Raw genomic sequence first — 16,084 nt, 5'->3', positions numbered from 1 at the left:
CCACTGCTACGTCCCCCCTCCAGATTTTTTCTGATCGCCAGCCGACCCGGCGTGTTTGCATCCGTTTTTAACGGTATGCGCTGTTGCCCGGCATTTTTATCTGATCCCCTCACTTTCTGACCCGACATCCCTGGCACCAGCCAGCTGCAGGTCACGACAGCGTTTGGTTACCCATGACCAGGCGCCGCGCTACAAGGACTCACGAGCCATGATTTATTTCCAGGGTAAAAGAATTTTCAGTGCCATCTTCGATATGGACGGCACCATGTTTGACACCGAACGCCTGCGCTTCAAGACCCTCAAACAGGCCGCGCTCGAGATTTACGGCACGCCATTGAGCGAAGAAACCCTGATCGGTTCTCTGGGCCTGAGTGCCCGTAAGGCCGAAGCGCTGGCCAAGGCCAATCATGGTGAAGATTTCCCTTACGCTGCGGTCCGCCAGCGCGCCGATGAACTTGAACTGGCCCATGTGCGCAACCATGGCGTGCCGATCAAGGACGGTTTGCTCGAAGTGCTCGAGCGCTTGCGCAAGTATGGCCTGACCATGGCCGTGGCCACCTCGAGCCGCCGCGCCATCGCCGAGGAATACCTGATCAATGCCAACGTACTGAAGTACTTCGACGTCACCGTTTGCGGCGATGAAGTGGAGCAGGGCAAGCCCCACCCCGAGATTTTCCTCAAGGCCGCCAGTGCGCTCAATTGCCTGCCGGGCCACTGCCTGATGCTCGAAGACTCCGAGAACGGCCTGTTGTCGGCGATTCGTGCCGAAGGGCAGCCGATCCTGATCGAAGACATCAAGCCTCCGGCAGCCGAAGTGAAGGCCGGTGCGCTGAAGGCGTACCAGAACATGCACGGGTTTCTGGGCGACCTCAACCAATGCATGCCGGATCTGGGCACCCCCGAACTGAACGAGAGTTTCCCCCAGGCCCTCAATCAATTCAGTGTCGGCATCCACGGTTTCGGGGCCATGGGCGGTGGCTACCTGACGCAGATTTTCTCCCACTGGGATGGCTACACCCGGCCTTGCGAGATTATCGCGGCTACCCGTTCGCGGATGCTGCGCGACACCATCCAGGCCTTTGGCCGCTTCAGCGTGCGCTATGGTGCGACCTCGTTCGACCAGACCATTGAGAACCTCAGAATGATCGACATGGATGACGCCCAAGAGGTGATCCGCATGTACGACGAAGCTGAAATAGTCGGGCTGAGCCTGCCGGAAACCGCGATCCGCAAACAGGCGGACGTCATTGCCAGGGGTTTGATCCGGCGCTTTGAGCGACGCGGGCGTGAGTTGACGATTCTGATTGTGTTGAACAAGGTCGGCGGCGCGGACTTTGTCCGCCGCCATGTGCGAGCCCAGCTCGAACTGTTGGTTGCACCGCACCTGTGCCAGAAAATTCTGGATAACACCCACTTTGCAGAAACCGTGGTCAGTCGCATTGTCTCCAAGCTGTCCAACGAGTCGCTGGTGCGCCAGTTGCGTATCAAGTCGAAAATCTTCCAGAACAGCCTGACTGACGACACCGTCGTACCCACGGCAAGCCCGAAAACCCCGGTGCCGGAATACGAACGCCTGATCAGCCGCTTTCGGCCATTTGCCCAGTCCAGCAATGCACTGAGCCAGTTGCATTTGATCCTGTTCAACAGCGAGTCGGACATGCCGTTGTATGCCGAACGCTGCAGTAACCTGCTGGAGCGTCTGCGCCAGGTCAGGACAGTCGACGACATCACCCAGACCCAGGTGATGAAAAACCTGTTGTGGAACGGCCCCCACGCCATCATTGCCTGGTACGCCAGCCGCCTGGGCTATTCGTGGTTGGGGCAGGCCATGGGCGACCCGCGGGTCAGTGCTCTGGCCGAGCGCTTGATTCGTCAGGAAGTGGGCCCGGTCCTGGTGGCCGAATACCCGCACATGGCGCAAGCTGTCGAGAGTTTCTCGAACACATTTCTCGCGCGCTGCAACACCTCGTTCAAGGACCCCTGTACCCGCGTCGGCCGTGATCCGCTGCGTAAACTGCAGCGCAACGAGCGGATTTTCCGCAGCATCGATCTGGCCAAGAAACATGGCATCGACTGCAGCGCCCTGGAGTTTGGCAGCGCCCTGGCGCTTCATTACGCGCTGCGTTCCACAGACAGCAAGGATCAGGAAAGCCAGTTGATGCGCACCCTGTATCAAGACAGCGGCAGTGTCGAGACGGTGCTGACCTACAGTGCAAATTACAACGGCCGACCGTATCCGGGGCTGGATCCGGTCAAGGACGCTGAATTGATCGAGGCCATCTCCGGGCATTTCCGGAGCCTGGCGGCCATGGAGCCGGACTGTGCTGAATTCGTCATGGCCCAGGCCTAAAGCAATCAAGCGCGCAACCCCTTGAATGGGCCAGTCTGGTGGGTCTGTTCAAGGAGATGATCATGATCCGACTGTCCCTGGTCCAAGCCAAAGAGCTGGCCGAATCCATCCTGTTGCATAACGGTTTCAATCCGGCCCATGCCCGCGCAGTGAGTGACACGGTACTTGCCGGGGAGCGCGATGGTTGCGCTTCCCACGGCCTGTATCGGGTGCTGGGCTGTGTCAATTCACTGCGTGCGGGCAAGGTCTCGGCCGATGCCGAACCCCGGGTGATCGACCAGGCACCTTCCATTGTTCGGGTGGATGCAGCGGGCGGTTTTTCCCAGCTGGCGTTTCAGGCGGGTTTGCCGTTACTGCAAGAGAAGACCCGGGCCAACGGGATTGCCGCACTGGCGATCAATCGTTGTGTGCATTTTTCCGCATTGTGGGTGGAGATCGAGCAGTTGACCGCTGCCGGTCTGGTGGCGCTGGCCTGTAACCCGAGCCATGCCTGGGTTGCGCCGGCGGGCGGGAGCCAGCCGGTATTCGGCACCAACCCGATTGCCTTCGGCTGGCCACGTGCGGGCAAGGATCCGTTTGTATTCGACTTCGCCACCAGCGCCATCGCCCGTGGCGATATCGAGTTGCACCGACGGGCGGGCAAGGCGATTCCCGAGGGCTGGGGGGTTGATGCCCATGGCCAGTCGAGCACTGATGCCAATGTGGTACTGGACACGGGAGCGATGCTCACGTTTGGCGGGCACAAGGGCTCGGCGCTGGCGGCGATGGTGGAACTGATTGCCGGGCCCTTGATCGGTGACCTGACCAGTGCCGAGTCACTGGCCTGGGACGCGGGGAGCAAGTCGTCGCCGTACCATGGTGAATTGATCATCGCATTGGATCCGCAGCGTTTTCTGGGGGCCGCCACCGAGCAGCATCTGGCCCGGGCCGAGGTGTTGTTCGAAAGTATCGAAGGGCAGGGTGCACGATTGCCGTCGCAGCGCCGTTATGAAGCCCGGGCGCGCAGCCTGGTGGAAGGGGTACAGATTCCCGAAGCCCTGTACCACGACCTGCTGGCGCTGAAATCCTGAGCCATCACTCCTAACGAGCTCGTCTTCTGCAGGAGCGAGCCTGTCTGCAGGAGCGAGCTTGCCTGTAGGAGCGAGCTTGCCTCGCGAGCTTTTGGTCATTTCGATAAAAAGCTCGCGAGACAAGCTCGCTCCTACAGTTCAAGGTTTCAAGGTTTCAAAGGTTTCAACGCCGTACTTCAGGCCAGTGAGTCTCCACGACGGGCTGTGGTCTGTGCATTGCCATCCAGCGCGGATATGCGCGCCGCCGATTCCGCATCTACCTGATGCAGCGACTTGCCCAATCAACCCAAACGAGCTCGTCTTCTGCAGGAGCGAGCTTGTCTGTAGGAGCGAGCTTGCCTCGCGAGCTTTTTGTCATTGCGATGAAAAGCTCGCGAGACAAGCTCGCTCCTACAGTTCAAGGTTTCAAGGTTTCAAGGTTTCAAGGTTTCAAATGTTTCAAATGTTTCAACGCAGTACTTCAGGCCAGTGAGTCTCCACGACGGGCTGTGGTCTGTGCATTGCCATCCAGCGCGGATATGCGCGCCGCCGATTCCGCATCCACTTGATGCAGCGACTTGCCCCGGGTTTCACGGGTCAGGCCCACAGCCATAATCGAGATCAGCGCCGCTCCCACCAGGTACCAGGCGATCGGCGTCGAGCTGTGGTACTTGTTGAGCAGGGTGATCGCGATCAGCGGTGCCAGTGAACCGGCGAAAATCGGCGCCACCTGATAGCACAGCGAAAGCGCGGTGTAGCGCACATGGGTCGGGAACATCTCGGCCATCAACGCCGAATAGGGGGCATAGGTCATCGACTCTATCGCCAGGCCCAATGTGATGGCCGCCATGATCAGCCAGTTATTGCCGGTGTCCATCATCGGAAATCCGACAAAGCCCCAGAACCCGGTGAGCACCGCCCCGACCAGATACACCGGTTTACGTCCCACCAGGTCAGACAGGTAACCCATCAGCGGGATCATGAAAAAGTGCAGCAGGTGCGCGCCGAACATCAAAAACAGAATCTCGGAGGTGTCCTTGTGCACCACCAGCTTGAGGTAGGTGATCGAGAAGGTCACGACGGTGTAGTACAGAATGTTTTCTGCAAACCGTGCACCGATACCCACCAGCACGGAGCGCCAGTGGTGACGCAGCACTTCAATCACCCCGAGTTCCTGCTGTTTGTTTTGGGCCTGACGGGCCTGGGCTTCCTTGAAGATGGGCGCATCGTCGACGCTGGTACGAATCCAGTAGCCGATCAGCACCACCACCGCCGAGAACCAGAAGGCTACACGCCAGCCCCAGGAGAGGAATTGCTCCTCCGAAAGCGTGGTCGACAACAGCAGCAACGCCACGGTAGCCACCAGGTTGCCGGCGGGAACTCCGGCTTGCGGCCAACTGGCCCAAAAGCCCCGGCGGTTATCCGGGCAGTGCTCTGAAACCAGTAGAATGGCGCCGCCCCATTCCCCGCCAAAGGCGAAGCCCTGGATCAGCCGCAGCAACACCAGCAGCACCGGTGCGGCGTAGCCAATGGTATCGAAGCCGGGCAGGCAGCCCATCAGGAAGGTGGTGATGCCGACCACCACCAGGCTCAGTTGCAACAGGCGTTTGCGGCCGAACTTGTCGCCATAGTGACCGAACACCAGGCCGCCGATCGGCCGGGCGAGAAAGCCCACTGCATACAGGGCAAAGGCCGCGATGATGCCGTCGATCGGGCTGTCGGTCTGGCGGAAAAACAACTGGCCGAAGACCAGTGCCGAGGCGGTGCCATACAGAAAAAATTCATACCATTCGGCGACGGTACCGGCCATGGCTGCGGCCACGACACGTTTGAGTCCCGCAGGGCTGGTGGTTGCGTGAGAGGATTGAGTGGACATGCTGGCACTTCCTGTAGGTGCGCTAAAACGGGCAGCCGGGCGGGCAGTCAGAGCCCCCCGGCAATCACTTAAAGACCGACGTCCGGCAGATGCGGACGGTTGGCCAGGGCCTTGGCCATGATCTGTTCCACATACTCGCGATCAGCCTGTGGCAGGGCCAGACGCGGCGGGCGGGTCAGCGCACTGCCGCGCCCGGCAATCGCTTCGCACAGCTTGATGCACTGCACCAGATCGGCACGGGCATCCAGGTGCAGAATCGGCATCAGCCACTCATAGATCGGCATGGCTTCGGCAAAGCGTCCGGCCTTGGCCAGTCGGAAAATCGTCTCGCCTTCCTTGGGGAACACGTTGGACATCCCCGAGACCCAGCCTTCAGCCCCCACGGCCAGGCTTTCCAGTACCACGTCATCAAGACCGGCGAACAACACAAAGCGGTCGCCCACCTGATTGCGGATGTCGATAAAACGACGGGTGTCGCCGGAGGAGTCCTTGAAGCACACCACGTTGTCGCAGTCGGACAGGGAGATAAGAATTTCCGGGGTCACGTCGTTTTTGTAGATGGGCGGGTTGTTGTACACCATCAGCGGGATGTCGGCGTTTTTGGCCACGTAGCGATAATGCTCGGCGGTTTCGAACGGCTTGGAACCGTAGACCAGGGCCGGCATCAACATCACACCGTCAACGCCGACCTTGCGCACCGCGTTGGCCACTTTGGCGGCTTGCACGCTTGTGAACTCGGCAACGCCACAGATAACCGGCACCCGACCGCCGGAGGCGGCCACTGCAACCTCGGTCACGGCGATTTTTTCTTCGGCGCTCAGCGAGGTGTTTTCCCCCACCGAACCGCACACCACCAGACCAGATACGCCGTCACGGATGACGTTGGAAATCACCTGGTGGGTCTTGTCCAGGTTGATTGTGAAGTCATCGTTGAATTGAGTGGTTACCGCTGGAAAGACACCACTCCAGTTTATGGGTTTGCTCATTGTCTGTTGCCTCTGCTGTTGTAATTGTATTTCGTATACGATTTTAAACGTCGGTACTTTTTGCTCTCTGCAGGCCCTCGCTCGGGCGCTGTGCTGTGAAAAGCTTGCGCCTACAGAAGGGTTACCGGGGGAGGGTCAGGCGCCTGGCCAGGTATCGGACAGACGATAGCCCTGTGGCCAAGGGTCGCTCGGGTCCAGCAGATGCTGGTGGGTGCCGGTAATCCAGGCCCGCCCGGAAATGCACGGATAGATCGCTGCACGCCCGGCGACTTCGGTCATGGAGTCGATACGGCAATGAAATTCGGAACCTATGAGCGAGCGACCGATAAAACGCTCCCCGACCTGCAACAGCCCTTTGGCCTGCAATACCGCCATGCGTGCCGAGCACCCGGTGCCGCAGGGCGAACGGTCGATCTTGCCGGGACGGATGACCACGGCGTTGGCGCCAGTGGCGATGCCTTGCTCGTACACCACAGGTGCGGCGATCTGGCAAAAAGAAATATGCGACCAGTCAGGGTTCAGCGGGTGCACGAAGCCCAATTGCTCATTGGCCGCATGGGTGATTTTCAGCCCCACCGCCACCAGCTCTGCCGCTTCGTCCGGGGTGATGGAGAAGCCCAGCTCCCGGGCATCGGCGATGACAAAACTGTCGCCACCATAGGCGGTGTCGACCTTGATCGAGCCCAGCCCCGGAACTTCGATCCAGGCATCCAGCCGGTCGGCGAAGGAGGGCACGTTTTTGATTTCGACCCGCTCAACCTTACCGTCGCGGCAATCGGCCACGGCTTCGATCAGCCCGCCCGGGGCTTCGAGGATCAGCCTGGTCTGGGGTTCGGTCATGGGCAAAATGCCGCTGTCGAGCAACACCGTGGACACGCAGATCGAGTTGGAGCCCGACATCGGCGGGGTGTCGGCAGGCTCCATGATAATCCAGGCCATTTGCGCCCGCGGGTCCTTGGCCGGGACCAGCAGATTGACGTGGCGGAACACCCCGCCGCGGGGCTCATTGAGGACAAAATTGCGCAGTGTCTGATCCTGGGCGATCCAGCGTGACTGTTCCCACACCGTGGCACCGGGTGGCGGCGCGACGCCGCCGACAATCACGTCCCCGACCTCGCCCTCGGCGTGACAGCTGACCACATGAATGACTTTGGATGAGCGCATGGTTTTCTCCTATTTCACAGATTTGAGGAATGCTGCAGTTTCAGGATGCAGGGGGTTGCCGATGACTTGATCGGGGGAGCCGATCTCGTGCACCAGGCCATTGCGAAAGAACGCCACCCGGTCGGAGACATCACGGGCAAAGCGGATTTCGTGAGTCACCAGGACCATGGTCATGCCGTCTTCGGCCAGCATGCGCATGGTGTCCAGCACCTCGCCCACCAGTTGCGGATCGAGGGCCGAGGTCGCTTCGTCGAACAACATATAGTCCGGAGACATGGCCAGGGCGCGGGCGATGGCCATGCGCTGCTGCTGGCCGCCGGACAGTTTGCCGGGGAAGGTCTTGAGCTTGTCGCCAAGGCCGACATGGGTCAGTTGTTGCACCGCCAGGGCTTCGGCTTCAGCCTTGCTTTTACCCAGTACCTTGCGCGGGGCCAGCATCACATTCTCCAGCACGGTCAGATGCGGGAAGGCGTTCCATTGCTGGAACACGATGCCGATTTTTTGCCGCAGCCGGTTGAGGTCGGTGGCCTTGTCGTGCACCTCGATCCCGTCTACGCGAATATGGCCTTTCTGGATCGGCTCCAGGCCGTTGATGCACATCAACAGGGTCGACTTGCCGGAGCCGGAGCCGCCGATTATCGAAACCACTTCGCCCTTGTTGACCGTCAGGCTGACGCCCTTGACCACTTCCAGATCGCCGAAGGATTTGTAGACGTTGTCGATCTCAATCATTTTCTTGCCACCTTCTTTCCACACGAGCGCCAAGGCGGGCGACCACCAGGCTCATGACGTAATAGATAAGCCCCGCGATGCACAACACCAGCATCGGTTCCTGGATACGGGTAACGATGGTTTGCGAGGCGCGCAGCAGTTCAACGATGCCGATCCACATCACCAGCGCGGTGTCTTTCATCACGCTGAGTACCAGATTGAGCCAGCCGGGAAACGCTACCCGCATGGCGATCGGCAGCACGATGTAGCGCAGGTCCTGCAGGTAACTCAGCCCCAGCGAGCGGCTGGCCCGGCGCGTGGTGAAGGGCACCGCCAGGACGCCGCTGCGCACGATTTCGGTGAAGTACGCGGCGGCGTATACCCCCAGCACAATGCAGCCGACGCTGAAGGCACTGATGTTCAGGCCGATGATGCTCTTGAGCGAGTTGAACAATACGAACTGGATCAGCAATGGCACGCTGCGAAACACGTCCAGGACCCAGGCCAGCGGCAGGCTGGCCCTTGGCAACAGGGCCCGCAACAGGCCGAAGAGCAGCCCGGCGAGGGTGCCCAGCAGGATCGCCCAGGCGGTCAGTTGCAAGGTGACCCAGGCGCCCTCCAGCAAAAATAAAAAGTCATTCCAGGTAAAGCTGGTGGAAAACATGCTCACGTCCTCAGTAACGGAACAGACGCCAGGCCATCAGCCGGGCTACCGCAACGATCGCCTTGGCAATCAGGTAATACAGCACCGCAGCAATGGCGAAGTATTCGAAGGTGCGAAAGGTTTTGACGTTGTAGTCCTGGGTGACGCCGGTGAGGTCGTTGTTCAATCCGACGATGACCCCCAGCGAGGTCATCAGCACCGCCCACACCATCTGGTTGGTCAGCGGGTAGAACACGATGCGCAACAGCTGCGGGACCACGATCATGCGGTAGGTCTGGAAGGCACTCATGCCCAGCGAGCGCGCAGCCCGCACCTGGGTTTCGGGCACGGCCTTGAGACCGCCGCGAAAGTTTTCGGCCAGGTAACCGGCATTGTTGAAAGTGATCCCGGCCAGCAGCGCGATCCATGAGCTGACATGCAGGCCGAGGGAGCCGAGCCCGAAGTACAGGACATAGATCTGGAACAGCGACGGAGTGTTGCGGGCGATGGAGACCCAGCCGTTGCCGATGCCGCGCAACAGCGGGTTTTTGGTTTCGCGCATGACCGTCAGCGCGAGGGCGATCAACACCCCGAAGATCATCGACAGTGCTGCGGTCTCAAAGGTCACCAGGGCCCCGGCCAGCATGTCCGGCAAGGCGCGCAGGGCTGAGCGCCATTGAAAGGTGTAATCAAACATGGGCGGGTATCTCCTGTGAGGCCGCCGCTGGCAGCCATTGCGGCAGACCGCCGTCGGCCCTGGCGCTGCAGGCGGCATTCACGCATTCGGCGAGGCTGGCGAAGTGCACCTTGCGCCCCACCAGTCCCGGTGCGTAGTGGGCGTACTTGGCTGAATTGGTCATCAGGGTGGTGGCCGCGCAGGGAATCACCGGTTCACCCAGCATGCACCAGCAGGTATCGCTGATCAGGGTCGCGCCGAAGCCTTCGATCACCGCGATATGCCCGGCTGCGCGGGCCTGCTCCAGCACCGCGCGGCCACAGGTGATGACCACGGCTACCTCGGGGTGTTTGTGCCGCCCCTGACACAGGCCGGCCAGACGCGCGAACTCGCTGAGGGAGAAGTGCGGATTGCCCAGGGACACCACGTCCACCCCGGGGTCACTGGCACTGTTGAGTTCGTACCAGCTGTGCAACAGGTCCGCCAGGCTGATGGTGACCACCGGCACCGGGCCATCCAGTACCTGTGCCGGGTCGAGGGCCTCGGGTGTGACCCCGGCGATATGAAACAGCGGGGCGGCGCTGGTGGTGGCAAAGGCCGCACCGAACGCCTTGAGATCGTCCAGATCCGGCTGCCTGTCTTGCAGCCCGAGGATCAAGGGAATACGGCTGCCGGCCAGGGCGCCGATGTGGTAGCCCAGCAGCGGGTAGAAGGCATCGTCCAGCTCGCCCAGGGCGGGCAGCTCGACTTGCAGCCGGGCTTTGCGCTGATCCTCCAGGTGGCAGCCAATCAAGGGCGCGCGGCCGGTGAGGGCGATACAAATGTCCAGATAATCGGGGTATTTAAGGGTGCGCGCGCCTAGCACGCTGTTGGCGTAGACCACTGCGTTGGATTCGGCCCAGACGATCTGTTCGCCGACCTTGGGTGCGCTGTCCAGCAGATAGGGGGCGCAGGTAAAACTCAATTGTGCGCCCATGGCCATATAGGCATCGCCCAAGGCACTGGCGGGCACACCCAGAGCCGGGTCGACCCCCAGTTCGCGCCAGCGGCGCTGGTCGACAGAGATTGAGTTGAGGGTAGTGGGCACCCGTACTTTGGCGCCCCATTCCACCAGTTGTCGGGCAAAGCGCAGACTGGCAGGCCCGGTATAAATGCAGCCGTCGATATGCGCCTGGCTAATGTCCAGCAGCTGTTCAGCGCCCTGTAGCTGTGCCATGCGCAGCACAATCTGCATGGCCACCTGAGCGGCCTTGCCATGCTCACCGTCGAGCAGGGCGCGGTCGTGTCGGGTCAGCTCGATCGAGCAGACCGGTTCCTGGTGTTGTGCCTCGTTGAGCGCTGGCGCCCAGCCATCGTCCGGCGGAGCATCGAACAGGCTGACCCGGTCTCCCTCGACCCGGGCAAATGCCCCGGCGCGCAAGCGGGCGAAGGCCTCGTTGCCGATGCACAGCACCGGCAGGGAGCGTTCGAACAGGGTCTGCGCCACCAGCACGCCAAGGGTCAGAATCTCATCGGCCTCGGCCAGCACCAGAGCCGCGGGGGCGTGGCCATTGCTGATCAGCTCCATCAGCACACTGCTGCCGGTACAGGAGCCGCGACCACTGGGAATCGCCAGTATCTGCCCGCCCAGGTGCTCGCCGCTGAGGGGGTGGTGACGGTCAATCACCTCCCCGGTGAACGGCTCGACCCCGCCCCAGAAGCTCAGCCCCACATCAGCGAACAACAATGGGCCCTGGGCCGCGCCGCTGATCAGACTGCGGCCGTTGAGAGAAGTGATCCTCGACATGCTGGCCGACCTCAGTAGTACACGTCAGGTACGGTCAGGTTCGCCGGCGGGATCTCGGTGCCGACCCATTTCACCCACAGCTCCTTGTAACGCCCGGTGCGCACTTGCTGGTTGACGAACAGGTTGAGGTAGTTGAGCAGACCGTACTCGTTGCGCTTGGCCCCCAGGGACACGTAATCGACCACGTAGGGCGCGTTACCCGCGACTTTCAGATTTTTGTATTTGCCTGACTTGAGGGTGGCGGCGGCCACAGTGTTAGTGACCACAGTGGCTTCGATATGGCCCTGGGCAACGGCCAGCAGGGTGTCGTTCTGCGACTGGTAGGCCCGGAACGAGCCGCTGCCCCAGCTTTTCACGTCTTTTTCCAGGGCAATGGCTTCATAGGTGCCACTGGTATTGCCCAGGGCCTTGCCCTTGAGGTCGGCGAAACTGTTGATCCCGGTGTCGTCGCGGGTCAGCACCACCATCTGGAAGGCAAAGTAAGGAATGCTCAGGCCGACGGTTTTAGCCCGCTCCAGGGTGTCGGAGGTGGAGGCCACGATGATGTCGGCGCGTCCGGAGACCAGCGCCGGAATCCGGTCCGGAAACGGGGTTTCGACAATTTCGGCATCCACGCCCAGCACTTTCGCCAGATCGTTGCAGTAGTCCACGTCAAAGCCCACCGGCTTGTTGGCTTCATCCCGGGAGCCCATGGGCGGGAAGTCCAGGGTTACGGCGCAGCGCAGTTTGCCCGAGCCAATAATGTCGTCGAGTTTGTCGGCCTGGGCGGTGGCGATGAAGGAACTACTGATAACAGCGCTGAGAGCTACGGCAAATACGGGGTTTTTCATGGACGCCTCGCAAGTGTAGGAATGCTGTTGAATAATGGATTATGGATTTCGTATACGATATTTATTTAGCAATTCGTGTGCCGATTTTTCCTGGGTGCCACAATTAAGTGCCGCGTCCGGTTTTGATGGTGTGCGTGATTGCACTGGGCAGTGGTGCAGGGCGTGTGGGGTGGGAGGGGTGTTACAGAAGGGAGCAACAGTGGGGGGATTGCCCCATAAAGGAACACCTGCCGCCTGATGGCACGGGCTTTTGCCTTGTATCCGGCAAAAGCCCGTGGATGTCCGTCAGACGAAGTGCTGCAAACCATCTGTGGGAGCCTGGCTAGCCGGCAAGGTTTCGCTCGGGCTTTTTCTGTGGGAGCTGGCTAGCCAGCGATTGCTTGTGTCTGACCTGTTCAATGTGCACTGCACATGGGGTTATTCCAGTCGGATCGAGCGCAGCGCCGCCTCCCATTCCCGCTGTTGTGCCTGGGCATTTCTGACCCGCAGCAGATTCTTGTATTGAATGCTGCTCTGGATGTCAGGAACTGCGGCGTATCCATTATTTGAGATATGACTGATATGAGTGGTTGCGAAAGGTGAAATACCTGCCTGGGGGATTTGCTCCGGCAACACACCATTAGTCCTGCCCAGCCATGTCTCTTGTACGTAGTTGACGTAGGCTCGATTGGCTTCCTGGGGGGCGCTGTGGAGAGTGGGTAGCTGCCCCTGGATTGCGTGCGTATTTCTTTGCACCGATGCGCGCATAGTGCTGGATGTCTGTGACAACGAGACCAGGTCCGAGCCAGGCAAGCGGCCGATGATATTTTGCATCACCAGGTCCGGCATTTCGTTCAGACGTACGCCTGTCAACTCCTGGGGCATATCAAAGTGCTGTCGGACATATCGCAAGTCATCCGCAGTTAACGCATGACGAGCCTCTTGACCCAGTCGTGGACTTGCACTGGCTCCTCCTTGAAATGCTCGGTTACCCCCGGGAACGCCCCCTGCATGCTGCAATTTATGCTGCCAGCTACCCACGAACTTGCCGGCACTTTTAACCCCCTTGGCCGCGGCCCCGGCCATGGACGGGGCCGCCGAAGCCAGCCCCGTTGCCATGCCCACCCAGCCCAGAATCCGTCCGGCGTTTTCATTGCCACTGGCCAGCAAGGCTATCGAGGCCACGTCCGCTGCCAGCGACACCACGCTCAAGGTCGCGGTGGTGACCGCCGTTACATAGCTGGCGGTCAGCGCCGCAGTGGGCGCTGCCAATGCACCCAGGGAAGCCACGGTGCCGATTACGGCCAGGGCGATGCCGGCCGCCGGCAACAGCCAGTCCAGCCACGAATGGCCCGACGGATCGATGCGGTTGACCGGGTCGCCGGCGCAATAGGCATAGCCATTGAGGCCGCCTTCGCCGAAGGGGCTGAGGCTGTCACGGCTGTGGAAACGCATCAGCACCGGGTTATAGATGCGGTAATCACCCAGGAAGTACCAGCCGCTGTCCTGTTCGCGCAAGGCGCCGGCGTAGCCGAGGCTGCCAATGCCCGGTGCGCTCGCGCCGTAGGCACTGTAGACGGGGGTGTGGATAGCGTCCTGGGCTTCTGTGGTCACTGAACCTTGGGCGTCGGTGCCCAGCAGCATGACTTCGCGCACTGCCGATGCCAGTCGACTTTCTGCCACGGGAACAGCGCCGGCCCGTACCCAGCGGGTTTGAGTGTCTTCACCCAGCTCGCAGCTGAGCTGGCCGCCGGTGTGGTAACGCCAGCGCGGGCCGCGCAGATCCTCGGTCTTGATGATGTTGCCCGCCGGGCCGTAGTGCCAGCGGCGTTCGCCGGTAGGCAGAGTTACCCCGATCAGTCGGCCCAGGGCATCGTAGTGCAGCGGATTACCGCGCTCGTCGCGTTTTAGATTGCCGAGGGCGTCGTACTCCAGGGTTACCGGTGCCGGGTAATCGCTTCGGCTGTGGCTGAGGCTAAGCAGCTGGGTGAGATCGGCGGGGTTGTAGGTAAATGTACTGATATTGCTGGCGCTGGCGTCGGCAAACACCGTTTCCAGACGCAGGACGTTGTCGAGGGCGTCGTACTGGAAGTGTTGCTCGCGGTAAGGGTGGCCGTGGGCATCCTTCGGTAAGTCATGACCGCTCAGACGATGGGTAATCATCCGTGCGCGGTTGTCGTAGTCGAAGCTTTCACCGCGCACCAGTGTGCCGTCACGGGTCAGTTCGCGCCGGGTCAGCTTGCCGTCTTTGCGCCATTGCTGGGTTTGCACTTCTACATGCTGTGCATTCGGCGTTCGGGTAGAGGTTTCTCGACGGGCCGGACGGCCCAGGCTGTCGTAGCCCAGGGTTACGGTCATGTCCCGCGAGCCATCGTTTGATAGGGTTCGCTGCTGGTGAATCCGCGAGGCCGCATCGTAGGTCACGCTGACCGTGACGTCAGGGCCTTGCTGTTGAATCAAGCGACCCAATTCGTCGTACTGGCAGCGCTGCTCGGCACCGTCGGCATCGGTCAGGCGCGTGACTTTGCCCGCCGGTGTGGTGCTTTGTTGTTGCGAGCGCGGCTGATCGCCTTGCCAGGCGTAGTCGGCTTTGTTCAGTTGGCCGGACGGTGACCAGTGATCTTTTTGCAGACCCAGATTGCCTTGGGCTTCCAGCAAACGGCCACTTAACGGATCGTATTTATTGAATACGCTGATCCCGGGCGCTTGCAGCGACAGCAACGCGCCGCCCAGTTCCGGTTGGTGTTCACTCTGCACCCGGGTACCGTCGGGCAGAACCTGGGTATGGGCGTGGATTTCTCCTTCGGCATATTCCCATTCAGAGACACTCTGCCCGACCTTTTCCCATACCAGTCGGCCCAGGCCATCGTATTTACGCTCGCCCAGCAGGACTTCATTAGTGCCCAAAGACGGATGAGTGATCGAGACCGTGGCCGGCAATTCACCATCGTGCCCTTCGGCATAGGTGCGCTTGATGACACTGCCGTCGGGCAGGGTGGTGGACAGCAGTCGGTCAAGGACATCCCACTGCTGTCGGGTCTCCAGGCCCATGGCATCGGACTGGCTGATGCAGCGGCCAAGGCCGTCATAGCTCCAGCTAAGTTCGTGCTGAAGTACGCCATCGGCGCAATAGAGTTGTTCTTTAAGGGGGCGTCCATCGAGGCTATGGCTGGTCACGGTTTTGGCCCCGGCCACGCCCTTGGCGTCGGTCTGCCAGCGGGTTCCGGTCAGGGCTACCGGGTCGGCCAGGGTATGTTGGGTGATACCGTCTGCGCCGGTTTCAGTCAGCACATTGCCCCAGTCATCAAAGGTGCGTTCAGTGGTCAGGATCAGGGCAGGAACGTCTTCGTTACCCGGGTCGTAGCTGGTTTCACGGAACACCCGGCCCAGCACGTCATATTCGGCGGTCCAGGCGGTATAGGTCTCACCGCTGTCGGTCTGTTTTTCCCGGCGGATTTCCCTGGCCATACCATCGAGCCAGACAGTTTCCTTACGTCCGGAAGCGCCGACTCGGGTCTGGCAGCGCTGGTTCGCTGACAACGAATAGACCCAGTTGACCTTGGCCTCGAAGGCTGAATCCGGAGCCGCGACTTCCTGAGTTACACGGCCCAGGGGATCGTGGGCAAAGGCCAGGCGCGTCAGCTCATCGGTCTGCTCGGTGACCATCAGGCCGGAGTACAGATCCTGCGACGATTGCGCAACAGTTGACTGGCCATCGTGACCTGTAATGGTGACCTTTTCCTGCAGGACTGCGCGCTCAAGTGCGCGGGCGTTTGGGGCTTGGGTCAGGCTGTAGCTGTAAACCCGGGTAGTGCTTTTACCCTCTACCGTCTGGGTTTCGCTGAGCATGCGAGCGTGATGGGGCGAGGTCGGATCGTTAATGAAATTTTGCGTCGAGCGGCCCAGTTCGGTGGACTGATTGCCCTCAACCAGCAGCAACCGCTCTTCACTGCTCTGGACAAATGTCGGCAATGCAAACCCGGGAGCATCCCCACGCACGGGCAGGGATTGATAGCGATATCGGGTCTGCTTGA

Annotated in this window: 11 protein-coding genes; 2 read left to right on the top strand and 9 right to left on the bottom strand. The window is 60.8% G+C overall.

The genetic code is table 11. The annotated features are described in order from the left end of the window. Positions 1 to 208: 208 nt before the first annotated feature. Together mtlD and JQ845_RS21400 are read left to right on the top strand one after the other, a co-directional pair. On the top strand, positions 209 to 2,350 hold the full coding sequence (gene mtlD / locus JQ845_RS21405) for a bifunctional mannitol-1-phosphate dehydrogenase/phosphatase (RefSeq protein ID WP_203009438.1): 2,142 nt from the start codon (positions 209 to 211) through the stop codon (positions 2,348 to 2,350). A 62-nt stretch (positions 2,351 to 2,412) separates the two neighbouring features. Next, entirely contained in the window at positions 2,413 to 3,420 is a 1,008-nt protein-coding gene (locus JQ845_RS21400; RefSeq protein WP_160627509.1) for an Ldh family oxidoreductase, read from the top strand. A 460-nt stretch (positions 3,421 to 3,880) separates the two neighbouring features. Here JQ845_RS21400 and abaF read toward each other — a convergent pair whose 3' ends face one another. The 9 genes from abaF to JQ845_RS21355 all read right to left on the bottom strand — a co-directional run. Further along, positions 3,881 to 5,275, bottom strand: coding sequence for an MFS transporter (abaF, locus tag JQ845_RS21395; RefSeq protein WP_203009437.1), 1,395 nt, complete (start codon positions 5,273 to 5,275; stop codon positions 3,881 to 3,883). A gap of 68 nt (positions 5,276 to 5,343) precedes the next feature. Further along, entirely contained in the window at positions 5,344 to 6,261 is a 918-nt protein-coding gene (locus JQ845_RS21390; protein WP_003445196.1) for a dihydrodipicolinate synthase family protein, read from the bottom strand. 135 nt (positions 6,262 to 6,396) lie between these two features. Next, positions 6,397 to 7,425 carry a trans-3-hydroxy-L-proline dehydratase gene (locus tag JQ845_RS21385; protein ID WP_010656606.1) on the bottom strand — a complete coding sequence of 343 codons (1,029 nt, stop codon included), beginning with the start codon at positions 7,423 to 7,425 and terminating at the stop codon, positions 6,397 to 6,399. 9 nt (positions 7,426 to 7,434) lie between these two features. Then, the gene (locus JQ845_RS21380) at positions 7,435 to 8,157 is read right to left on the bottom strand and encodes an amino acid ABC transporter ATP-binding protein (protein ID WP_003445202.1); all 723 of its coding nucleotides are present in this window, start codon (positions 8,155 to 8,157) and stop codon (positions 7,435 to 7,437) included. Further along, entirely contained in the window at positions 8,150 to 8,800 is a 651-nt protein-coding gene (locus tag JQ845_RS21375; protein ID WP_003445205.1) for an amino acid ABC transporter permease, read from the bottom strand. The genes JQ845_RS21380 and JQ845_RS21375 overlap by 8 nt, the downstream gene beginning before the upstream one ends. A gap of 10 nt (positions 8,801 to 8,810) precedes the next feature. Then, positions 8,811 to 9,476, bottom strand: a complete 666-nt coding sequence (locus tag JQ845_RS21370; protein WP_003445208.1) for an amino acid ABC transporter permease — start codon at positions 9,474 to 9,476, stop codon at positions 8,811 to 8,813. After that, the gene (lhpI, locus tag JQ845_RS21365; RefSeq protein WP_203009436.1) at positions 9,469 to 11,241 is read right to left on the bottom strand and encodes a cis-3-hydroxy-L-proline dehydratase; all 1,773 of its coding nucleotides are present in this window, start codon (positions 11,239 to 11,241) and stop codon (positions 9,469 to 9,471) included. Before lhpI ends, JQ845_RS21370 begins: the two co-directional genes overlap by 8 nt. An 11-nt stretch (positions 11,242 to 11,252) precedes the next feature. Then, entirely contained in the window at positions 11,253 to 12,071 is an 819-nt protein-coding gene (locus JQ845_RS21360) for an ABC transporter substrate-binding protein (protein ID WP_003445213.1), read from the bottom strand. A gap of 417 nt (positions 12,072 to 12,488) precedes the next feature. Next, positions 12,489 to 16,084 (bottom strand): RHS repeat-associated core domain-containing protein (locus JQ845_RS21355; RefSeq protein WP_203009435.1); only part of this gene is annotated, 3,596 nt, incomplete at its 5' end.

It is taken from the genome of Pseudomonas paraversuta, assembly GCF_904063065.1.
Lineage (GTDB): Bacteria > Pseudomonadota > Gammaproteobacteria > Pseudomonadales > Pseudomonadaceae > Aquipseudomonas > Aquipseudomonas paraversuta.
The sequence above is the reverse complement of the archived record's forward strand: the minus strand, read 5'-3'. Positions and strand labels throughout refer to the sequence as shown.